Source organism: Streptomyces sp. NPDC002232 (assembly GCF_042890295.1).
In the GTDB taxonomy this organism is placed as follows: domain Bacteria; phylum Actinomycetota; class Actinomycetes; order Streptomycetales; family Streptomycetaceae; genus Streptomyces.
On the sequence record NZ_JBIARV010000009.1, the window covers coordinates 79,371 to 100,962 of the forward strand.

A 21,592-nucleotide genomic window follows, 5' to 3' on the forward strand; every position below is an offset into this window, starting at 1 on the left:
CCCCCACCCGGCCGGGTGGGGGCTCCTCCGCGTACAGGGCCGGGGTCAGGCCGCGAGGGCCTGGTCGTCGGAGGACCCGGCCTCGGCGGGGGCCTCCTCCTGGCCGATCGGCGGGACGTGGCGCATCAGGGCGACGAAGAAGGCGCCCGCGACCGCGATCAGGATCGCGCTGACCGTGGCGACGGTGTGGATGCCGCCGGTGAACGCGACGCGGACCGGTTCCATCAGCGTGTCGGCGAGCTGCTGGGGCAGGCCCTGCGCGGCGGAGGCGGCGCCGGAGACGCTGTCACGGGCGGCCTCGGCCGCGCCGGCCGGGACGTCCGCCGGGACGGTGCCCTCGACCTGGTCGCGGTAGACGGCCAGGCCCAGGGTGCCGAGCGTGGCGACGCCGAGGGCGGAACCGAACTCGTTGCTGATCTGGGAGAGCGCGCCGGCGGAACCGGCCTTCTCCGGCGGGACGCTGCCGACGACCATGTTGGTGCCGAGGGCGACGACCGGTGCGCCGCAGAAGGAGAAGACGGCGAAGCCGGCGATCAGGGTGGCGGTTCCGCTGTCGGCGCTCAGCTGCGAGAAGACGAGCAGGACGGCGACCACGCCGGCGATGCCCGCGCCGATGACGTACGCGGGGCGGATCTTGCGGGCGATGATCGGGCAGACCATGAAGGAGACGGTCGCGGCGGCCATGCCCGGGAGCAGGCCGAGGCCGGCCTCGATCGGGGTCATGCCCTGGGCGGCCTGGAAGTACTGGGTCATGAGGAGCATGACCGTGCCGCCGATGAGGCTGTAGGCGAGCAGGCCGAGCAGCGAGGCGCTGAAGCGTCCGTGCCGGAAGAGCGTCACGTCGAGCAGCGGGGCCGTCAGGGCGCGCTGGCGGCGGACGAAGAGCACGCCGAGGACGAGGCCGACGACGATGGCGGCGGCGGACAGCGGGCTCCAGCCGTTGCGGGCGGTCTCCTTGATCCCGTAGATGACCGGGAGGGTGGTGCCCAGGTTGAGGGCGACGCTCGGCAGGTCGATGCGGCCGGCCTCGGGGTTGGCGGACTCGGGGAGCACCTTGGGGCCGGCGATCAGGAGCAGGACCATGACCGGGACGCCGAGGAGGAAGAGCGAGCCCCACCAGAAGTGCTCGAGCATGACGCCGCCGAGCATCGGGCCGATGATGGCGCCGAGGGTGAAGCAGCTGGCCCACATGCCGATGGCGGCGGCGCGCTGCTTGGCGTCCTGGAACATCGTGGAGATCAGGGCCAGGGTGGAGGGGCTGATGGCCGCTCCGGCGATGCCCAGCAGCACGCGGGCGGCGATCAGCATGCCCGGGCTGGTGGCGAATGCGGCGAGCAGCGAGGCGGCTCCGAAGGCAGCGCCACCGATCAGGAGCAGCTTGCGGCGGCCGATGCGGTCGCCGAGGGTTCCCATGGGGACCAGGAATCCGGCGACGAGGAAGCCGTAGATGTCCATGATCCACAGCTGCTGGTTGCTGTTCGCGCCGAGGTCCGCACTCAGGTGCGGCAGCGCGAGGAGGAGTACGAATACGTCAAGGGCCACGAGCAGAGTGGGAAGGGCGAGGATTCCAAGCCCGATCCACTCCTTCCGCCCGGCCTTGGGAGCACCGCCTGCAGTCATGTGCTTGTTCTTCCCGTCGTCGTGTGTGGAGGGGCCTTCCGCGCCTCTGCCCATGGCCGCGCGCGCCCACCCCCGAGGGTCTCCCGGCCGGAACCGGAGACGCATCTCGCAGAATGCCGTCCTGACGGGGCGCCGGAGTGAGTTTCATGAAGCAACCTGGAAGATGCGGACGATGATCTTCGACTTCTAATGTCGTTGTCGGACAGGGGGAAACGGCCCCACGGAAGCACGCCGGATCCCCGACGTCCGCAGTTCCCCTCACACCTGACATGGAGTCAAGAAATGATCGTCAAGAACAAGCTCGCCCTCGCCACCCGCGTCGCCGCCGCCACCGCCGTCGCGGCCGGTCTGGCCCTGACCCTGCAGCCCTCCGCCGCGATGGCCGCCGCCACCGCGCCGGTCGTGTCGGTCTCCCCGGCGTCGTCCCTCACGGACGGTCAGCAGGTCGCGGTCACCGCCTCGGGTCTGACCCCGAACACGGTCTTCCACCTGGGTCAGTGCGCGTTCGTGGAGCCGGGCAAGTACGGCTGTGACGCGGCCACCGCGAAGGACGTCGTGTCCGACGCGTCGGGCAAGATCAACACGACCATCGTCGTGCACAGCTCCTTCCAGGCCGTCGTCGGCGCCGACCGCACCGTCTGGGGCACCGTCGACGCCAAGGCCACCCAGACCCAGGTGGGCCTGGGCAGCGACGCCGGCGAGGGCGGCGGCCAGCTGGTCACCTTCAAGTAAGCCCGTCCCGCGAGGACGTCACCCCTCCGGAGCCCCCGGTACGTCGGCCGCCAGCCGACTGCCGGGGGCTCGGGCGTGTTCCGCCGCGGACCGGAGCGGAAGGGCGCCGAGCCGGGCACCGGGAACGGAAACGCCGGACGGCGCGGCCCCGGGAGGGCCGCGCCGTCCGGCGACGTGGTGGGACCGGACTCAGCCCGCCGCGGTCGCGCCGGGAGCGATGTCCCCGGCGAACCGGCCGCCCGGGTCGATCCGCGCCCGGACCCGGCCCACGACGGCCACCGCGTCCGCGTCGAGATGGCGCTGCGGCCGGTCGGCGCCTTCGACCAGGGAGGGCACGGTGGTTCCCGGGTTCCAGGGTTCAAGGGCGGCGCGCACCGTGGCGCAGTGGGTTTCGAGGTCTTCGACGCTGACCGGCCCGAAGGGCGGGCCGGACCCCATGTACGCGAAGGCCGCGTCCACCTGGTTCAGCACACCGCCCCGCGGGTCCGGGTCCGCGAACGCCCCGCCGAGCTGACGGAGGGTGGCGACGACCAGCGGCGATCCGGAGCCCTCGCCGACGGCCGAGAGGAACGCCTCCGCAGCCTCGTCGGAGAGCTCCGCGAGCAGCAGGTGGTCGCCGATGAACGGGACGGGTTCGGCCGGGTCCATGTGGGCGTCGAGCACGCCGGCGGCGTCCGTGAGCGCCCAGGTGTCGAGGAGCGGTTCGGCGAGCGCGCGCAGCGGTCCGAGCAGTTCCTCGGCGGCGCGTTCGGCCGCGACCACCTCGTCGGGCGTCGCCGCGAACACCGCGCCGTCGACGCACAGCACCGGGCCGGCCGCCAGGGCGGGCGGCACTCCCGGGACGGGCGGCAGGTTCATCACGCGCAGCGAGGTCGTCGCCGTGCGCGGCGCGTCGCGGGCCCAGTCGCGCCAGGCGGCGAGCAGCGGACCGGCGTGGTCCGCGGACCAGTACGTGGCGCCGGTGATCACCTTCGCGACGGGGAAGAGCTCGATCTCGACGGCGGTGACGACGCCGAAGCCCCCGCCGCCGCCGCGCAGCGCCCGGAAGAGCTCGGGGTCGTTCTCGGCGTCGGTGCGGACCGGCTCGCCGTCGGCGGTGACGAGCTCGATCGCGCGCACACTGTTGGCGGCGAGTCCGGTGTACCGGCCGTAGAAGCTGACGCCGCCGCCGAGCAGGTAGCCGACGACGCCGACGTGGGCCGCCGATCCGTGCGGGGCGGCCAGGCCGTGCGGCGCTGCCGCTGCGACGACCTCTCCCCATGTGGTGCCGGCGGGAACGCGGGCGAGGCGGCGTCCGGCGTCGATCTCGACGCCGCCGTCGAGTCGGGTGCGGATGAGCAGGCCGCGGTCGACGGGCGGTCGCGCGCCGGAGGCGTGACCGGTGGTGTGGACACGTACGGGCATGTCCCGGACGCCGGCCTCCCGCACGGCGGCACGGACCTCGTCGACGGTGCGGACGGTCACGGCCTCGTCGGGGCGCGTCGGCGCGGCGAGGTTGAAGACGGCCGTGGCCTCGTCGTACTCCGGAGAGCCGGGCGCCGCGAAGGCCTCCTGGAGGACGTCGTGCTGGTTCATGTCAGCGGTTCTTCCTTGTCTGTGGTCAGTGCGCGCGCACGGCCGTCAGGAACACGAAGGTCCCCGGGCCGCTCTCCTCGCGGATCGTCAGACCGGCGTCCGCGAGCCAGCGCTTCAGGTCGTCGAGGTCGAAGAGCTGGAGGCCGCCCTGGTGCTGCGGGAAGCGGTGGGCGGACTGGAAGTAGCGGTATACGGGGTCGTCGGAGCGGCGGAACGTCATCGTCGTGAAGGTGCCGCCGGGCCGCAGGACCCGGCCGACCTCAGCGATCGCCGCGCCGGCGTCGGCGTAGAAGGCCTGGAGCGCGTTCCAGCAGACGACAGCGCCCAGCGAGGCGTCCTCGAAGGGCAGTTCGGCGGCGGAGGCGAGGACGGAGGGCACCTCGGGCAGCCGCCCGCGCAGCACGTTGAGCATGGGGAGCGCCGCGTCGAGGGCGATGAGCCGCTCGGCGCCGACCGTCTCGGCGATGACGGCGGTCCATCGGCCGGCCCCGGCGCCCAGGTCGAGGACGGGTCCGTCGACGGGCCGTACGTGCTCGGCGATGTACCGGTCCTCGTCCTCGGGGGACACCGCGCCGCCCCAGTCGGAACCGGAGACGCGCAGGAAGGCGGGGCGGGCCACGGCTTCGTAGAAGAGGCCCATGCTGGGTACGCGGGACAGCTTCTCCAGGAAGTCGGCCGCGGCGTCGTCCCCTTCGGCCGCCGTGGCGGTCAGGTCGAGGATGCCGCCGGCGACGGGGTAGCGGGCCTGGCAGCCGCCGCACCGCGCGACACCGTCGTGGGACTCCAGCTGCCCCCGGCAGGAAGGGCAGCGCAGTGCGCCGAGGTGCGGGGCGAACAGGGCGGCGTCGGCGACCGGGGCGCTGACCTCGCGCCGCTCGGGTACCGGAGCGGCGGGCAGGTTGCGGGGGTCGCCGTTGCAGACCGCCCAATAGGCGCGGGCGCCGGTGCAGCCGAGGACGGTACGGGTGTCGTTCTCCCAGTTCGCCACGAGTTGTTCGGGCGCCAGCTCCTTGATCCATGCCTGGTCGAAGGCGCGCTCGTCCTCGTTCAGGGTCCACGCCGAGGGAGAGGGCCACACCCGGCCGAGGTCGGGGCGCTCCGGGTCGAGCGTGCTCAGCGCTCGGTCCAGGCGGGAGAGGTCCTCGGCTTCCAGGTCCAGCCCGGTGACCGCGCCGAGGATCCGCTCGCGCTCGCCGGGGAAGTGCGCGAGCAGGTAGAGCAGGGCGAGGGTGAGCGGCGTACCGATGCCGGGGATGCCGAGCAGCTCGAGGTAGGTGTCGAGGTGTCCGCGGACGGCTCCGGCGAGCGGGCCGTCGAGGTCGGGGTACTCCGTCTCGGCCAGCAGGCCGAGGAGGACGGCCAGGTGGCCCTTGCGGTCGGTACCGGCCCGCTCCAGGGCCGCGACGAGCGCGGGGACGGCGGCGAGGGCCTGCCCGTTCGCCGTGCCGTCCTCCCACAGGGCGTCCACCAGCGCGCGGAACTCCCCGGCCACGCCGTCGGGCGCGGCCCCGACGAAGGCGTCGGCGAGGCCGACGGCAGCAGGGGCGGTGGAAACGTTCATCTCCGTGTCCTTCCAGGTTCTGTGCGGCGGTCGCCGGCGCCACGCGCGACCGTCACGCTGCCAGCGGCCGGGAGACCGACGCATCTTCCTGACTGCCCTTCTGGCCCGCCCGGCGTCCGGGGCGCAGGTGGAGCAATCCGCAAGATGCGTGCGGTTTCGGCGGCGGCGGACGATACGGCTGGGCGCTCCGGGTGTTCCGGGACGGGTCCCGGCCTCCGCGAGCCCGCCCCCCTTCGACCGATGACCCGCCACGGCGGTCAGCCTTCTCCGGAGCGCCTCATGCACCCCTTCCGCATCGACATCCCGCAGGCCCAGCTCGACGACCTGCACCGCCGCCTCGACGCGACGCGCTGGCCGGACGAGCTGCCCGGCGTCGGCTGGGACCGGGGTGTTCCGGTCGGCTACCTCAAGGAGCTCGCCGCGTACTGGCGCACCTCCTTCGACTGGCGGGCGGCCGAGGCCCAGCTGAACGCGCACCCGCAGTTCGTCGAGGAGATCGACGGCGCCCAGGTGCACTTCCTGCACGTCACCTCCCCCGAGCCCGACGCGACCCCGCTCCTGCTCACGCACGGCTGGCCGGGCTCGGTCGCCGAGTTCCTGGACGTCATCGGGCCGCTGACGGACCCGCGCGCGCACGGCGGCGATCCGTCCGAGGCCTTCCACCTGGTGATCCCGTCGATCCCTGGCTACGGCTTCTCCACGCTGACCGAGACCGGCTGGGACACCGCGCGGATCGCCCGTGCCTGGGCCGAGCTCATGGCGCGCCTGGGCTACGGGAAGTACGTCGCGCAGGGCGGCGACGCCGGCGCGGTGATCTCCCTGGAGCTCGGCCGCATCGACCCCGAGCACGTCCTGGGCGTGCACGTGAACATGCTGATGACCTTCCCGTCCGGGGACCCCGCCGAGTTCGAGGGCCTGGACGAGCGCGACCAGGCGCGCCTGGGCAAGCTCGCCCGGTTCGACGCGGAGCTCTCCGGCTACATGAAGCTCCAGCAGACCCGCCCGCAGACCCTCGCGTACGGGCTCACCGACTCCCCTGTCGGCCAGCTCGCCTGGATCGTCGAGAAGTTCCTCGACTGGACCGGCGCGACGGACCTGCCGGAGGACGCGGTCGACCGCGACCGGCTCCTCACCAACGTCACGATCTACTGGCTGACGGCGACCGCCGGTTCGTCGGCACAGTTCTACTACGAGGGTGCCGCCGGCGTCCGGGCCGCCGCGAGCGGCGCCGTGCCGCCGCCGGTGACGGTGCCCGTCGGCGTCGCGGTGTTCCCGGACGACATCTTCGTGCCGATCCGCCGCTTCGCCGACCGCGACCACCCGAACATCACGCACTGGACCGAGTTCGAGCGGGGCGGTCACTTCGCCGCCCTGGAGCAGCCGGCCGCGCTGACCGGGGACATCCGCGCCTTCGCGCGGACGCTCCGTCCCGTCGCCGTCGCCGCCTGACGCGCGTCGCCGAACCGTTCGCACTTCACGAGAGAGATGAGGCATGGCATGACGGCCAAGACCGTGATCGACGTCTGGGTGGCCGACCTGACGTTCCCCGGCTACATGGACCGGCTCCACCGGCTGGGGGCGGAGTTCGAGAAGGCGCACCCCGAGTACGAGATCAACATCGAGGGCCGTGACTTCCGGCTGCTGTCGCAGCAGATCGCCGAGGCCGCCGACGCGGGCCGTCCGCCGGCCGTCGCGGAGTACTACTTCGCGGTCACCCAGGCGGCGCGGGACTCCCGCACCCGCGACGGGAAGCCGCTATTCACCTCGGTGCAGAAGGCGATCGGGGACCGTACCGAGATCCTCGGCGAGCCGGTCGTCCTCGACGACCTCATCCCGTCGGTGCGCGAGTACTACTCGGTGGACGGCGACCTCGCCTCGATGCCGGCGGTGGTCACCGCCATGCTGGTCTACGGCAACAAGACGGCGCTGGACAAGGCCGGGGTCACCTCCCTGCCCACGACCTGGGCCGAGATCGAGGCGGCCTGCGAGGCCGTCGCCGCCACGGAGGGCGGCCCGTCGCACGGTGTCACCTGGGCCAACCACGGCCTGTTCTTCCAGCAGGCGCTCGCGGTGCAGGGCGGTGAGCTGGCCGACAACGCCAACGGCCGTGAGGGCCGGGCGACCCGCCTGGACCTGTCCTCGGAGGCGATGCTGACCTGGGCGGAGTGGTGGCGCGAGCTGCACCGCAAGGGCCACTACCTCTACACAGGGAAGATCCCGGACTGGGAGGGCAACATCAAGGCCTTCGCCGACCAGGACGTGGCGATCCGCGTCACCTCGTCCAACGACCTCAACTACATGGCGATGGCGGCCGAGAACGCCGGCTTCGAGTTGTCCGTCGGCCGCTTCCCGCCGCGCGAGGGCGTGCCCTACGGCGGCAACATCGTCGCGGGCACCTCGTTGTGGCTGGCCGACGGCCTCGACGAGGTCACGCAGGACGGCGCGCTGGCCTTCATGCAGTTCCTCAACAACCCGCGGAACGCCGCCGACCGGCACATCGCCAGCAGCTTCGTCCCGGTCACCCGCTCGTCCTACCGTCTGCTGGAGGACGAGGGCTGGTTCGAGGCCAACCCGTACCACCGTCTGGCGAGCGCCCAGCTCGGCTCGTTCGACGAGGGTCAGGGCGAAGGCGTGCCGCCGTGCCGCGGAGCGCTGTTCGGCGACTTCGCCGGCGCCCAGGACGTCATGACCCGGGCCATGGACGACGTGCTGAGCCGCGGCGACGTGCCCGCGGAGCGGTTCGCCGAGGCCACGGCCGAGGCCCAGGCGCTGCTCGACGCGTACGAGAAGGACCGCGTCGAAAACGGCGTGCGCAGGCCCGAGAGCCTGCGGGTGGAGTACTTCCGCGACGCGGAGGCCTACACCGGCGCCCAGCTGGAGGACGCGGTCAAGGGCGCCTCGAAGGAGTAGCCGACGGCGTACGGAAGGGGGGCGGGACCGATCGGTCCCGCCCCCCTTCGCCGTGCGCCGCCCGCGGCTCAGGTCCTCGTGCCGACCGGCCGGTAGTAGTCCTCCAGCTCCACCGCCTGCCCGTCGAGGGCGACGCGCAGTTCGGCGAGGGCGCCGCGCAGGGCGGCGGAGACCGCCGGGACACGGCAGTCCCCGGCCAGGTCAAGCAGGGCGCGGTAGCCCCCCAGGAGCCGGTCGCGCTGCTCAGGCGTGAGCGAGCTGTCGTTCGTCATGAAGCCGTGCCGCCTTCCATTTCGTTCGGGGCAGGCTGCCCGTGGGGACGAGTTCGACCTGGGGCCGGATGCCGATCTCGCGCTTGAACTCCTCGGTGACGCGCGCGCACAGCGCCGTCGCGGCCTCGCCGGTGACGCCGGCAGCCTCAGCCTGGACGTGGATGGTGTCGAGTCCGCGGACCGTGCGGATGGACGAGCGGAACTCGGCGACCTCGGCGAATCCGCGCAGCACGTCCTCGATCATCACCGGGGTGACGGACACTCCGCGGATCTTCCGCATGTCGTCGTAGCGGCGCAGGATGCCGCCGTCTAGGAAGTCCCAGGTCCGGCCGCACTCGCAGTCGGTGTGCGGCCGCTTGACGACGATGTCCTCGGTCCAGTGGCGGAAGAGCTGCATGCCCTCGCGGTACAGGCCGGTGGTGACGCGGACGCCCTCCTCGCCGTAGCCGACCGGCTCCTTGGTCTCGGGGTGGAGCACCTCCTCGATGACCGTCGGCTCGTTGATGTGGCAGGCACCGCGCCGCGTGGGGCATTCGAACATGAAGACCCCGCCGAACTCGGTGGTCCCCGCGGCGTTGAAGACGCGCGCGCCGAAGGCCTGTTCGATGGTGCGGGTCGTGAAGTCGGAGCGCGGTTCCGCGCCGGCCAGCATGACCTTGACGTTGGCGTCGCGGGCGAGGTCGACACCCATCTCACCGGCGGTCTCGATGAGCCGCATGGCATAGCTCGGGGTGAGGCCGAGGACCTCGATGCGGAGGTCGACGAGCAGCCGGACCACCGTCCTGGAGTCGAGGCTGCCCGCGGGGACGACGGTGCACCCCATGCGCTCCAGGGCGTAGTGCATGCCCCAGAACCCGGCGAACAGGCTGTAGCCGAAGGACACCAGGGCCTTGTGGTGTGCGCGCACGCCGTTGGCGTACAGGGCCGTGCAGAAGGTGTCGGTGATCCACTTCCAGTCGCGTTCGGTGTCGAACGTGCGGACCGGGGGGTTGCCGCTGGTGCCGCTGGTCTGGTGGTGGCGCACGCCGTACGCCGGGTCGAGCGAGGGCCACGTCCCGTACGGCGGTGCCGCTTGCTGCGAGGCGAGCAGGTCCGCCTTGTACAGCAGCGGCATCCGTTCCGTGTACGCGGCCATCGAGGTGATGCCGTCCGGGATCCGCTCCGCCCAGAAGGGCGAGTGCTGCCGGGCGTGGTCCATGGCGCGGCTCAGCCTGCGCCACTGCCACCGCTCCAGCTCCTCCCGGGGCATGGTCTCCGCTGTGCCGTTCCAGTACTCCACTACGCCTCCGTGGTGCGCGACGCCGACGCCGACGAGCCCATCACGGTCGGCGCCGGCGGCGCATCTCGGCGCGTGCGGTCTTTCGCCCGCCGGTCAGGCCGCCCGGGCGGGAGGGGCCGCGGCGGAGAACAGCCTGACGCCTTCGAGGAAGTTGGAGACGATGCGCATCCCGTGGTCGGTGCGGAAGCTCTCCGGGTGGAACTGGACGGCCTCGACGGGCAGGGTCCGGTGGCGCAGGCCCATCACGTAGCCGTCGTCGGCGGACCGCGCCGTGATCTCCAGGCAGTCCGGGACCGTGGTCTCCGGCACGATCAGGGAGTGGTAGCGGGTCGCGGAGAAGCCGGCGGGCAGCCCGGTGAACAGGCCGCGTCCGTCGTGGTCGATCGGGCTGGCCTTGCCGTGCATCAGCCGGCGCGCGGGGACGACCTGAGCCCCGTACGCGCGGCCGATGGCCTGGTGGCCGAGGCAGACCCCGAGCAGCGGGAGGAGGCCGGCGAAGGCCCGCACGATCTCGACGTGGCCGGACTCGTCCGGGTGGCCGGGGCCGGGACCGAGCAGGATCGCGTCGGCGCCTGAGGAGGGGATGTCCGCCGGCCGCAGGGCGTTGGAGCGCACCATCACCGGATCGGCCCCCGCCGACATGAGGTACTGCCGGAGGATGTCGACGAAGCTGTCGAAGGCGTCGACCACCAGGACGCGGGGCCGCGCGGCGGCCGCGTCGGCGGGGAAGGGCGTCACAACAGCTCCTTACCGGTGACCGCCCAGTGAGCGGCACTCATCTTGGCCAGCGTCTCGCGCCACTCGCTCGCCGGTTCGGAGTCGGCGACGATTCCGGCGGAGGCGCGGGTGCGGTAGACGCCGTCGTGGTGGAAGAGGGTGCGGATGCACAGGGCGAGGTTGGTGTAGCCGCCGACGTCGATCAGACCCAGCGCGCCGGCGTACAGGCCGCGGCGGCTGTGCTCCAGGGACTCGATGATCTCCATGGCCCGGATCTTGGGCGTGCCGGTCATGGTGCCGGCGGGGAACAGCGCGGCGACGGCGTCGAACGCGTCCTTGCCGGGTTCCGCCTCGCCGGTGACGGTCGAGACGAGGTGCAGGACGTGCGAGTACCGCTCGACGACGAACTCGTCCGGCACGGCGAGGGTGTCCGCGCGCGCGATCCGGCCGATGTCGTTGCGGCACAGGTCCACGAGCATGGTGTGCTCGGCGATCTCCTTGGGGTCGGAGCTCAGCCGCCGGGCCGCTTCCTCGTCGTCGCCGGTGCGCGGCAGCGTCCCGGCGATGGGCCGCATGGTGACGGCTCCCTCCTCGATGCGGACGAACAGCTCCGGGCTCGCGCCGATGACGCACTGGCCGCCGACGCTCGCCAGGTACATGTACGGGGAGGCGTTGCGGCGGCGCAGCCGCTGGTAGACGTCGACGGGGTCGGCGGCGGAACGCATGGTCAGCTCGTGGCCGATCTGCACCTGGTAGATGTCGCCGACCGCGATGTGCTCCAGGCAGCGTTCGACGTCGCGGCCGAAGGCCTCGGGGTCGGTGTCGTCGCTGACGGCCGACTCGGGGATGGCGTCCGCGCGGGACTCGGGGTGGGTCTCCTCGGCGCGCTCCAGGACGGCCGTGATCTCCGGTGCCGTCAGGGCGGGCCATGCTTCGGACTCGTGGAGCAGGAGTTCGGTGCTTCCGTCGGCGAGGTCGCGGACGACGCAGCCCTGGTGGAGGACGAGCTGCACGTCGGGCAGGTCGGGCCGCTGCTCGATGAGGTACGGCAGTTCCTCCACGTAGCGGACGGTGTCGTAGCCGAAGTAGCCGAGGAACCCGAACCGGAAGTGGGTCGGCGATCCCTCGGCGTCGAACAGTCCGCGGGTGGCGCGCAGCAGCGGCCAGAGGTCCGTGAAGGTCCGCAGCCGGAGGGTGCCGTCGGCATCCTCGGTGAGCAGCGGGCGGATCCGTTCCAGCAGGGGTGCGCGCAGCGCGGGGACGCCGTCGACGCGGACGACGCCGTCGGTGACCGCCACGGACAGCAGGGCGCCGAAGCCCACGACCTGGTAGCGGCGGTCGCGGACCGGTCCGCCGGCGGATTCGAGCAGGTAGACCTCGTCGGGTCCGAAGCGTGCGGTCAGGGCGCGGTAGGCGGGCAGCATCGCCACCGGGGGCAGCGCGTGCGTCCGGGTGGTCACTCGGATCGCGGCCGGTGCCGGGCGCGGGTCGGTCATCGGGGGTCCTTCGGGCTCAGGTGGTGATCGCGTAGCGGTGCGCGACCTGCCGGGCGGTCTCGACCGCGCTGTCGGGGCCCGAGCGCAGGTCGAGCACGCGGGCCGCCTTCCAGCTCACGAAGGAGCCGGTGTGGGTCACCGGGTCGAGTGCGCTGTCGACGACGACACGGACGACGGCTCCGGTGAGCGCGCTCAGGCGCGCGGCCACGGCCGTGCCGGTGGCGTCGGGGTCGGCGGAGCCGGGCAGCAGGTCCATGCGGACGGTGATCTCGTCGGCGCCGTCGGCGGACCGGTCGACGACGACCTGGTAGCCGAGGCAGCCGTGTACGCCGTCGAGGATCGCGGCCTCCAGCTCTCCGGGGTAGAGCAGCGCTCCGCCCAGCGGTATCCGGTCGGCGACCCGGCCGACGACGTCAACGACCGGTCCGGGCAGCGGCGAGCCCGGCGGCGCGGGGGTGATGCGGACCAGGTCGCCGGTGCGGTAGCGGATCAGCGGCTTGATGCCGTCGACCAGCATGGTCAGGGCGAGTTCGCCCTCGCCGGTGTCACCGAGGACGGCTCCGGTCTCAGGGTCGATCACCTCGGCCAGGTAGTTGGGCACCGAGAGGTGGAGGCGGCCGTTGTCGGCGCCAGTGGCGATGCACAGCGCCTCCTGGGAGCCGTACAGCGCGGGTCGGACCACGGCGTGCGGCCACACGGTCGAGACGTTGGCGGCGAACTCCGGGGTGCAGATCTCGCCGAGCACGAGGAACAGCTTCAAGGGCAGTTCGGCGAGGTCGTAGCCGTAGTGCAGCGCGGCCTTGGCCAGGCTCAGGCACAGCGCGGGCGCGCACACGACGACCTCGACGCCGAGCTCCTCGATCAGACGCAGCGCCTTGCGGAAGCCCACCCGGGGCGACTCGGGCCAGATCTTGACGTGGCAGGCGCCCAGGGAGCCGGCGACGGCGGTGAACACGTCGCCGAAGGCGTACAGCTCCGAGGGACCCATGAGGCCGACGACCGGCATCCGGTCGCCGAAGTGGGCGTGGAACATGCGCCGCCAGGACTCCTCGACGGCGGCGTTGGAGGTCACGATGTCCTTGGCGCCGCGCGGGCAGGGCGTGGCGGCGCCCGTAGTCCCGTTGGTCTCGTAGTAGATGCTCGCCTCGGACAGCGGGCCCGACAGGACGTCGTACATCTCGCGGCGCAGGTCGTCCTTGGTGGTGAACGGCAGCGACGACAGGTCCCCGGGGGTGACGGCCTCGATGTCCGCTCCCGCCAGGTGGCGGCGGTAGAACGGCGAGCGTTCGGTGACGTGGCGAAGGACGCCGGTCAGCGTCTCGCCGCGCCAGCGGGCCAGTTCGGCGTCGGTCAGGGTGGAGTCGTAGAAGGCGTGGCTGACCTCCTCGTACGCGCCGATGAAGTCGTCGTGCGGAGCCCGACGGTCGCGGGCGGGGGCGACCGGTGCCGTGGTCACGCCGGCACCGTCGTCTCGTTGAGGGCGAGCCCGACGCGCTCGTTGACGTCTCCGGAGGGCAGCAGGTCGTCCCGGCCGGTGAGCCGACGGTGCTCGTCGAGCAGCTGGATCATGTCGACCATGCGGTCGATCATGCGCGTGACGTTCTTGATGCCCTCGTCGTCCTTGAGCGCGTCGCCCCGGTGCAGCGCGTGCACCGTGGCGGGGAACCCGCTGCCGACCACGATCATCCGGTTGAGCAGGGCGTTGACGGTGAGCTGGGCCCACACCTCGCCGGCGCTGTAGCGGCGGGCGACGGAGATGATCCCGGCGACCTTGTTGCTCAGCGGCCGGTCGAAGCGCAGGTAGCCGACGCCGGCGCGTTCGATGAACGTCTGCATGAGGCTCGCGGCGCCGAAGCCGTGCACGGGGGCGGCGAAGACTATGCCGTCCGCCTCGATCATCTTCTGCACGACGCCGGCCACTCCGTCGCCGAGCTCGCAGGCGATCGTGCGGTCGTTGCAGTCGCCGCAGGGCCCGCAGCGCTCCATCCAGGTGTTGCGCAGGTCGACGACCTCGAACTCGACACCGCGCTGCTCGGCGGTCTCGGCGGCGTGCCGGAGGACGTCGGCGGTGTTGCCTTCGCGTTCCGACCCGTTGATGGCGAGGATCTTCAGACGTGCTGTCACGAGGTGTCTCCTTAGGGAAGGATCCGGCCGACGCCACCGGGGCCGGCGCGGCGCGTTCCCCAGCCGCTCTCTCGGCCCGTTGACTCCCCTAAATCGTCATGTCTCGCCGCCGATCGAAGCATCTTCGTAAGTGCTTGATGGATCTGCGGGCCGGAACCTGGTACTGGCGTCCCCTCCTCAGGCGGCGACCGCGACGGGGAAAGTGTCGAGGCCCCGGACGACCCAGCGGTCGCGGTAGACGGGCGGCTCGGTCGCGGTCAGGCCCGGGAACCGGGCGAACAGCCGGGGCAGCGCGAGCGAGGCCTCCAGACGGGCCAGGGGAGCGCCCAGGCAGAAGTGGCCGCCGGCGCCGAAGCTCAGGGGCCGGTTGTCGGGGCGGTCCGGGTCGAAGCGGGCGGGGTCGGCGAAGCGCCGCGGATCGCGGTTGGCGGCGGCGAGGACCAGGGTCAGCCTGCTGCCGGCGGGGACCGGGGTGCCGAGCAGCTCGGTGTCGGCGGCGGCCCAGCGGCTGGTGACGTGGACGGGCGGCTCGAAGCGGAGGATCTCCTCGACGTAGGCCGGAGCGAAGTCCGGCTCGATGCGGAGCCGTCCGGCGAGGGAGGTCTGCTCCATGGCGAGCATCGCGCCGTGGCCGATGAGGAAGCTCGTCGTCTCGAAGCCGGCGGTGAGCAGCACCATCAGCGTGCCCATCAGCTCGTCGTGGCCGAGACGGCGCGGGTCGTCGTCGTGGGTCCGGGTGAGCAGGGTGACGAGGTCGTCGCGCGGGTCGCGGCGGCGCCGGTCGACGAGGTCGGTGAAGTACGCCGTCATGTCGTCCATCGCCCGGTCGGCCCGTTCCAGGGCGGCGGGGTCGCCGAAGCCGTCCGTGGAGACGGCGACGGTCGAGGCCATGTCCCGGAACCAGACCTGGTCCTCCTCCGGGAAGCCGAGCATGGTGCTGATGACAGCGACCGGGAGGCGGGAGGCGTACTCGGCGATGAGGTCCACGGGCGATCCGTCGGCGCCGAGACGGGCCATGCGGTCCAGGAGCCGGTCGGCCATCTCCTCGACGACCGCGCGGAGCCGGCGGATCTTCGGCGGGGTGAAGGCGAATCCGGCCACCGCTCGCAGCCGGGTGTGGTCCGGCGGATTGCTGTAGAGCATCGAGCTGGTGAAGGCGCGCAGCGAGGAGTGGTCCCGCCAGCCGGGCGAGGTCGCGTCGTAGCCCGCGGCGTCCTGGACGTGCAGCCGGGTGTCCCGCAGCGCGCGGTCGCACTCCTCGTAGCCGGTGACGACGAGCCGGCCCGGCTTCAGCCAGGCCGCGCCGCCGTGGGACCGGATCGCCTCGTACAGCGGATACGGGTCCTGGCGTCCTTGGGCCGTGCCCAGCCCGGCGAACGCCTCCCGCACGGTCATCGTGCCGGTGGCGGCGGGACGGCTCATCGGGCGGCGGTGAGCTCGATGATCGCCGAGGGCCCGGCGGGGTGCACCGCCGCGACCCGGAGTTCCGCCGAGGCGGCCAGCGCGGAGAACTCGGCGACGCCGCGCTCCTTGGCCCCGTAGACGCAGAGCATGCGCAGGTCCATCCCGGTGTGCGGCGCCTCGCCGCCCGCGCCGATCGACTCGATGACGAGGACCGAGCCGCCGTCCCCGGCGGCCTCGGCGCAGCGCCTCAGGATGGCGGTGGCGGCCTCGTCGTCCCAGTCGTGCAGGACCAGCGAGAGGACGTACCCGCCCGCGCCCGCGGGCAGCGCGTCGAAGAAGCTTCCGGCCACGGCGTCGGCCCGGTCACCGAGCTCCTCGTCGGCGAACCGCTCCTTGGCGGCCCGCACGGCGTCGGGGAGGTCCACGACGGTGCCGCGCAGCGCCGGGTTCGCCTTCAGCAGCTCGGCCAGCAGGGAGCCGTTGCCGCCGCCGACGTCGACGACGTGGCCCAGGGAGGCCCAGTCGAACCCGGACACCACCCCGGGGGCGCGCACGGCCACGTCTGCGCCGAGGAGCTGGTTGAAGGAGGCCGCGCGGTCGGCGTCCGCGGTCAGGTCCTCCCAGTACTCGCGTCCGTAGCGGACCGGGAAGGCGGCCTCGCCGGTGCGGACGCTGTGCGGCAGTTCGACGAAGGACAGCTCTCCGCGGCCGGCGCCCTCGGTGTCGAACCAGGCACGGATCCCGGCGGGGTGGTCCTCGCGCAGCGGTTCGCCCAGCGGTGTCAGCGCGTAGCGTCCGGCGTCGTCGACGTCGAGCACGCCCCGGACGGCGAGGTACCGCAGCAGCCTGTCGAGTGCTCCGGCGTGTGCGCCGACGGTCTCCGCGAGCTCCTCCGCGGTGCGGCGGCCCCCGGCGATGTGGTCGGCGACGCGCAGCGTCGCCGCCGTCCGTATCGCCATCGGCGTGCCCAGGCCCGCCATGGTCCACAGCTTGGCGGCCGAACCGTCCTCGTCACCCAGCACGGCGTGTACTCCCTCGTCAGGGGGCTCCTGGCGAGCCCGCGTCCTTCATCGTGGCGTATGGGCCCGTGCGTCCCATCTCCCTCGTTGCGCTGCTGGCCTGCTTCGGCGACGAGACGGCGCCGCCGTCGTCCCCGGGCGGGGGACGACGGCGGCGCCGGACGGGCGACGGGGCGTCACGCGTTCTCGAGGGCGCGCTCCTTCACGGCTTCGGACGGCTCCGCGGCCGGGCCGGACGCGCCGGCCCTGGACAGCGGGCCCGGCGCCCAGAAGCGCGGGCCGAGTTCGAGGGCGAGGGCCGGCACCATGACCGTGCGGACCAGGAACGTGTCGATGAGGACGCCGATGCAGACGACGAAGCCCATCTGCGCCATGGCGACCAGGGGCAGCGCGGCGAAGACGGCGAAGGTCGCGGCCAGCACCAGACCGGCGGAGGTGATCACACCGCCGGTGCTGACGAGACCGCTCAGGACACCCTTGGCGTGGCCGTGGACCGCCGCCTCCTCCTTCACGCGGTGCATGAGGAAGATGTTGTAGTCGATGCCGAGCGCGACGAGGAAGACGAAGCCCAGGAGCGGGATCGACCAGTCGACGCCGGGGTAGTCCATGAGGTTCTCGAAGATGAGGTTCGAGGTGCCGAGCGCCGCGAAGTACGACACGACGACCGTGGCCAGCAGGACGAGCGGGGCGACGAGCGACCGCAGCAGCCAGATGAGGACCAGCAGGACGACGAGCAGGACGAGCGGGACCACGACCTTGAGGTCCCGGGCGGTGGCGGTCTCCTTGTCCAGGGCCTGGGCCGCGGTGCCGCCGACGAGCGCGTCGGTCTTCTCGCGCAGGGCCTCGACCGTGTGCTTGGCCGCGTCGCTGTCGGGGGTCCCCTCCAGGACGGCGGAGAGCCGGGTGAGTTCGCCGTTCGGAGTCGTGCCGGCGGTCTTGACGTCGACGACGCCCTTCGTGGCCTTGGCGGCCCGGGCGGTCTCGTCCGCGTCCACGGTCTTCACGATGATCGTCGCCGGGTCGGCGGCGCCCGACGGGAAGTGTGCCGAGAGCTTCTCCTGGGCGACGACCGACTCCGGCTTGGTCTGGAACCAGTCGCCCTGGCTCAGGCCCATGTCGAGGCCGAAGGAGCACAGCGCGAGAGCGCCGGTGACGGCCAGGGACGCGATCCACGAACGGCGGGGGCGGGCGGCGACAGACTTGCCGACGCGCTCCCAGAACGGGCGGGAGGCACGAACGGCGGCGCCGTGGCGCGGCACGAGCGGCCAGAAGACCCAGCGCCCCGCGATGACGAGCAGCGCCGGCAGGACCGTGATCATCGCGAGGAAGCCGCAGAGAACGCCGATGACGCCGACCAGACCCATGGACCGGGAGGAGTTGATGGTGGCGAAGCCGAGGCAGGCGAGGCCGACGGCGACGGTGCCGGCGGAGGCGAGGATCGCCGGGCCGGAGCGGCGCAGGGCGGCCTTCATGGCCTCGTGGCGGTCCTCGTGGCGGTGCAGTTCCTCGCGGTAGCGCGCGATGAGCAGCAGCGCGTAGTCCGTTCCCACGCCGAAGACGAGCACCATCAGGACGCCGGAGCTCTGCGGATCGACCGGGAGGCCCGCGTACTTCGCGAACAGGTAGGTGCCGGCCTGGGTCAGCACCGAGGCGAAGGCGACGGCGAGCGTGGGGAACAGCCACAGGACGGGGCTGCGGTAGGTGAGCAGCAGCAGGACGACGACGATCAGTCCGGTGGCCATCATCAGGGTGCCGTCGAGGGTGCCGAAGACGGTGAAGGCGTCGGCGATGGAGGCGGCGGGGCCGCCGACCTGGGTGTCGAGCCCCGGGGGCGCGTTCGCGTCCGCGACGTCGCGCATCCTGTCGATCGTGTCGGCGACGTCGGCCTGCTCCTCGCCGAGCAGCGGCACGACGACCATGAGGGCCTTGCGGTCCTCGGAGGCGATCGCGGGCGACACCTGCTCGCCGTGGGCAGCGAGCTTGGCGAAGGCGGTGCGGTCGGCCTCGACCTTCGCGCGGGCGGCGTCGCCGAGGGCCTCCTGACCGCTGTAGACGACGACGGCCGGCATCAGTTCGTCGGTGCGGAACTTCTCCAGCTCCGTGTTGACGCGGGCGGATTCGGCACCGCGCGGCAGGAACGCGTTGGCACTGGTGTCCTGGACCTCGCCTAGCTTTCCGGCCAGTGCGCCGAGCGCCATGACCGCGACCAGCCAGATCGCGAGGACGAGCCATTTTCCGCGGCGTCCGCCGGGCACGGCGGCGCCTCGCTCGAGCCATGCTCGCATGGGGGATCTCCTTCGGGGGGGGACGTTCCGCTGCCTCACGCGGAGCGGCCGCGCGGCGGGGGACGGTCCATCGTGGCGGGTGTTCAACCGCGCGGGCATCTTCGGGATTGCGCACTTCGGCGCGCGCGTGAGCGCCCGTGGAGCCGTGCTCCACGGGCGCTGTCCGGATGTGTTCCCGGCCCTGGGCCGGGCCCCGTACCGGGCTTGGTGCCTCAGTTGGCGAAGAAGTCCTTCAGTTCGGGCGCGAGGACGGCCGGGTCGACGGCGATGCCCTGACCGGCCAGCGTGTGGCGCGAGGCGCCCGGGACGGTCTCCTCGACCGCCTTGGCCGAGGCGTGCAGCCACGCTTCGGCTTCACCGGCGTGGACGACGTGCACCGGGATCGTGACCGAGTTCAGTTCCTCGGACGGGAGCGCGAAGTCCTTGCCCAGGATGGTGGTGTCGTACGGCAGCGTGTGCGCCAGGGCCTCCAGACCCGCCCAGAAGGGGGCGAACCTCATGCCGGCGACGGCCTCGGCCGGCGCGCCCATGCCCTCGACCATGAAGAACTCGACGGCCTCACCGCGCTTGTCCGTCGCGCTGAGCTCGGCGAGCTTCTCGGTGAAGTCGGCCGGCGGGCGCGGGCCGGTCTCGTCGACGACGTACGGCGGGTCGTAGAGGGCGATCTGCGTGATGTTCAGGCCGGCGGCCGCGGCCTTCAGCGCCAGGGCGCCGCCGACCGACATGCCGAACACCTTCGCGGAGCCACCGGCCTCGGCGATCAGCGCGGCGAGGTCCTCGATCTCGTTCTCCACCGCGTACTCGGCGGTGTCGCCGCTGTCGCCGCGGCCGCGCCGGTCGTAGTTGTAGACCGTGAAGTGGGGGGCGAGTTCTCCGGCCAGCTGCGTCATGACCGGGTGGGCGCGCTCGCTGAAGGAACCGCCGATGAGGATGAGCGGCTCCCCCTCACCGGAGCGGTCGTAGGCGATCGTGGTGCCGTCGGCGGACTGAACCGTGTTCATTGTTCTCCTGGGATTCGGGTCCGCGGTCGGGCGGAGATCCGATGGGGTGTGGGGTGTGCCGGGTCCAGCCTGCGGACGGCGGGACGGCGGGCGCATCTTCGGAATTGCTCCGTCCGGGCGGCGCACGCACGAAGAGCCCGAAGGCCGCCAGGGCCTTCGGGCTCCGTCACCGGGAGGTCGCGCAGGTCAGCGCGGTCCGGCGACCGTGTAGGAGTCCTGCGACGGAGTACCGGCCGCGGCAGCGGCACGCTCCTTGCGGGTGGCCCACCGGCCGACGGCGTTCACGATCGGACGCTCGACGAGGTAGTGGCTGGCGGTCGCCGCGAGGATGCTGCCGACGAGCACCGCCGTCATCAGCTCGGGGAAGCCGATCGTGCCGCGGAGCTGGTTCATCAGGGCCGGCTGGGTGCCGAACACGCTGCCCGTCTCGAACCAGAAGTACATGATCGCGAAGTGCCAGAGGTAGATGCCGTAGGAGATCCGGCCGAGGTAGCGCGAGACCGGGTTGGCGACGATCGCGTCGACGACCCGGGACTTGGAGCCGGGAATCGACAGCGGCATGACCGTCAGGTAGGAGAAGGCCAGCAGCAGGAAGTACTGGGTCAGGGCCAGGCCGACGCCCTCGTAGTCGCCGTAGCCGGGGCGGCCGAACGGCTGGGAGCAGTTGAATGCGTAGATGGCCAGGGCGCCGATCCAGAACAGGAGCGGGTGGTCACCGGCGATCCGGTACAGCGCGGGCTTGTGGTCCGGCCTGATCTCCGCGAGGACGTGGAGGACGGCCATCGCCATGCCGAGGGCGAAGGCGCCGCCCACGGCCAGCGGCCACCAGTACTCCTGCGGGTACATGCCCATCGCCGGGCGGTGGATGTAGTACGTCCACACCGCGGAGCCCACCGTGATGAGCACGAGGGGGATCATCATGCGGCGGGCCTTGCGCACCGGGTCGCTGACGCCCTTGGCCAGCCAGTGCATCAGCGCGGCGAGCAGCGGTAGGGCGAGGTAGTACTGCATCTCGGCCGGTACGGTCCAGGCCGGGTCCATGCCGGCGATCCACGTGTAGTCGTAGACCTGGAGCATCAGGATCGGCCGCAGCACGTACCAGGGTCCGTCGACGGCGTCGAAGTTGAGCAGGAAGACGCAGACGAGGGCGAGCAGGACGTAGGCCGGCCACAGCCGGGCGAGGCGCTTGGCGAGGAAGGGTCCGATCTGCGGGCGCTTGCTGCCGCTGAGGGTCCAGCGGGCGAACGGCTTGTAGAGCAGCATCCCGGACAGGACGAAGAACGGGCCGAGGGCGAGCGGCCTCAGGCCGGCCAGCAGGGTGGCGAGTGCCTCGTTGCCCGGCGGCATGACGTAGGCGCCCATGACGCCGGCGGCGAAGGACGTGTGCACGCCCGCCACCCCGAGGGCGCACAGTGCGCGGACACCGTCGAGTCCCCCGACTCTCTGGGTCTGGTGGGCCGGTGCCGCGGCCCGCTTGGAATTCACTGCGGAGAGCTCCTCTACGTCTCGGTGGCTCGTTCAGGATGGGCGTGGCTCAAATCCCGCGCCATCTCCTGCCGTGCGGTGTTCGGGAACGCGCCCGTGGGGCGGGTACGGG

17 protein-coding genes are annotated in these 21,592 nt (G+C 72.3%); 3 read left to right on the top strand and 14 right to left on the bottom strand.

The window, feature by feature from the left end; translation table 11 throughout:
- Nucleotides 1–45: 45 nt before the first annotated feature.
- Nucleotides 46–1,620 carry an MFS transporter gene (locus ACFYXU_RS36040; protein WP_389461870.1) on the bottom strand — a complete coding sequence of 525 codons (1,575 nt, stop codon included), beginning with the start codon at nucleotides 1,618–1,620 and terminating at the stop codon, nucleotides 46–48.
- 282 nt (nucleotides 1,621–1,902) lie between these two features.
- Between ACFYXU_RS36040 and ACFYXU_RS36045 the strand changes: the two genes are divergently transcribed.
- Entirely contained in the window at nucleotides 1,903–2,352 is a 450-nt protein-coding gene (locus ACFYXU_RS36045; protein WP_389461872.1) for an enediyne antibiotic chromoprotein, read from the top strand.
- A 189-nt stretch (nucleotides 2,353–2,541) separates the two neighbouring features.
- On the opposite strand, the gene ACFYXU_RS36050 is transcribed toward ACFYXU_RS36045, so the two are convergent.
- Together ACFYXU_RS36050 and ACFYXU_RS36055 are read right to left on the bottom strand one after the other, a co-directional pair.
- Complete coding sequence (locus ACFYXU_RS36050) at nucleotides 2,542–3,927, bottom strand: FAD-binding oxidoreductase (RefSeq protein ID WP_389461874.1); 1,386 nt, start codon at nucleotides 3,925–3,927, stop codon at nucleotides 2,542–2,544.
- A 25-nt stretch (nucleotides 3,928–3,952) separates the two neighbouring features.
- Nucleotides 3,953–5,488: a methyltransferase domain-containing protein gene (locus tag ACFYXU_RS36055; protein WP_389461876.1), complete on the bottom strand. Its 1,536-nt coding sequence runs from the start codon at nucleotides 5,486–5,488 to the stop codon at nucleotides 3,953–3,955.
- A 279-nt stretch (nucleotides 5,489–5,767) separates the two neighbouring features.
- Here ACFYXU_RS36055 and ACFYXU_RS36060 point away from each other — a divergent pair, with 279 nt between their 5' ends.
- Both ACFYXU_RS36060 and ACFYXU_RS36065 read left to right on the top strand, forming a co-directional pair.
- Nucleotides 5,768–6,937: an epoxide hydrolase family protein gene (locus ACFYXU_RS36060; RefSeq protein ID WP_361404807.1), complete on the top strand. Its 1,170-nt coding sequence runs from the start codon at nucleotides 5,768–5,770 to the stop codon at nucleotides 6,935–6,937.
- Nucleotides 6,938–6,985: 48 nt separating this feature from the next.
- On the top strand, nucleotides 6,986–8,398 hold the full coding sequence (locus ACFYXU_RS36065) for an extracellular solute-binding protein (RefSeq protein ID WP_389461879.1): 1,413 nt from the start codon (nucleotides 6,986–6,988) through the stop codon (nucleotides 8,396–8,398).
- A 68-nt stretch (nucleotides 8,399–8,466) separates the two neighbouring features.
- On the opposite strand, the gene ACFYXU_RS36070 is transcribed toward ACFYXU_RS36065, so the two are convergent.
- The 11 genes from ACFYXU_RS36070 to ACFYXU_RS36120 form a co-directional block, all read right to left on the bottom strand.
- Complete coding sequence (locus ACFYXU_RS36070; RefSeq protein ID WP_361404801.1) at nucleotides 8,467–8,670, bottom strand: DUF6052 family protein; 204 nt, start codon at nucleotides 8,668–8,670, stop codon at nucleotides 8,467–8,469.
- Nucleotides 8,642–9,949, bottom strand: a complete 1,308-nt coding sequence (locus tag ACFYXU_RS36075) for a phenylacetate--CoA ligase family protein (RefSeq protein ID WP_389461881.1) — start codon at nucleotides 9,947–9,949, stop codon at nucleotides 8,642–8,644. The genes ACFYXU_RS36070 and ACFYXU_RS36075 overlap by 29 nt, the downstream gene beginning before the upstream one ends.
- Nucleotides 9,950–10,042: 93 nt before the next feature.
- On the bottom strand, nucleotides 10,043–10,687 hold the full coding sequence (locus ACFYXU_RS36080) for an anthranilate synthase component II (RefSeq protein ID WP_389461883.1): 645 nt from the start codon (nucleotides 10,685–10,687) through the stop codon (nucleotides 10,043–10,045).
- Nucleotides 10,684–12,162, bottom strand: coding sequence for an anthranilate synthase component I family protein (locus tag ACFYXU_RS36085; protein ID WP_389461886.1), 1,479 nt, complete (start codon nucleotides 12,160–12,162; stop codon nucleotides 10,684–10,686). Before ACFYXU_RS36085 ends, ACFYXU_RS36080 begins: the two co-directional genes overlap by 4 nt.
- 16 nt (nucleotides 12,163–12,178) lie before the next feature.
- On the bottom strand, nucleotides 12,179–13,618 hold the full coding sequence (locus ACFYXU_RS36090) for a phenylacetate--CoA ligase family protein (RefSeq protein WP_389461888.1): 1,440 nt from the start codon (nucleotides 13,616–13,618) through the stop codon (nucleotides 12,179–12,181).
- Nucleotides 13,615–14,286, bottom strand: coding sequence for a flavodoxin family protein (locus ACFYXU_RS36095; RefSeq protein ID WP_361404787.1), 672 nt, complete (start codon nucleotides 14,284–14,286; stop codon nucleotides 13,615–13,617). The genes ACFYXU_RS36090 and ACFYXU_RS36095 overlap by 4 nt, the downstream gene beginning before the upstream one ends.
- 177 nt (nucleotides 14,287–14,463) lie before the next feature.
- Nucleotides 14,464–15,708, bottom strand: a complete 1,245-nt coding sequence (locus tag ACFYXU_RS36100) for a cytochrome P450 (RefSeq protein WP_389461890.1) — start codon at nucleotides 15,706–15,708, stop codon at nucleotides 14,464–14,466.
- A complete protein-coding gene (locus ACFYXU_RS36105; RefSeq protein ID WP_389462062.1) occupies nucleotides 15,705–16,709 on the bottom strand; it encodes a methyltransferase in 1,005 nt (334 codons plus the stop codon). The genes ACFYXU_RS36100 and ACFYXU_RS36105 overlap by 4 nt, the downstream gene beginning before the upstream one ends.
- A gap of 176 nt (nucleotides 16,710–16,885) precedes the next feature.
- Complete coding sequence (locus ACFYXU_RS36110; RefSeq protein ID WP_389461892.1) at nucleotides 16,886–18,994, bottom strand: MMPL family transporter; 2,109 nt, start codon at nucleotides 18,992–18,994, stop codon at nucleotides 16,886–16,888.
- Between the two features lie 212 nt (nucleotides 18,995–19,206).
- On the bottom strand, nucleotides 19,207–19,995 hold the full coding sequence (locus ACFYXU_RS36115) for an alpha/beta hydrolase (protein WP_361404779.1): 789 nt from the start codon (nucleotides 19,993–19,995) through the stop codon (nucleotides 19,207–19,209).
- A gap of 186 nt (nucleotides 19,996–20,181) precedes the next feature.
- Nucleotides 20,182–21,480 (bottom strand): acyltransferase family protein, encoded by a 1,299-nt coding sequence (locus ACFYXU_RS36120; RefSeq protein ID WP_389461894.1) that lies wholly within the window; start codon nucleotides 21,478–21,480, stop codon nucleotides 20,182–20,184.
- Nucleotides 21,481–21,592: the final 112 nt, after the last annotated feature.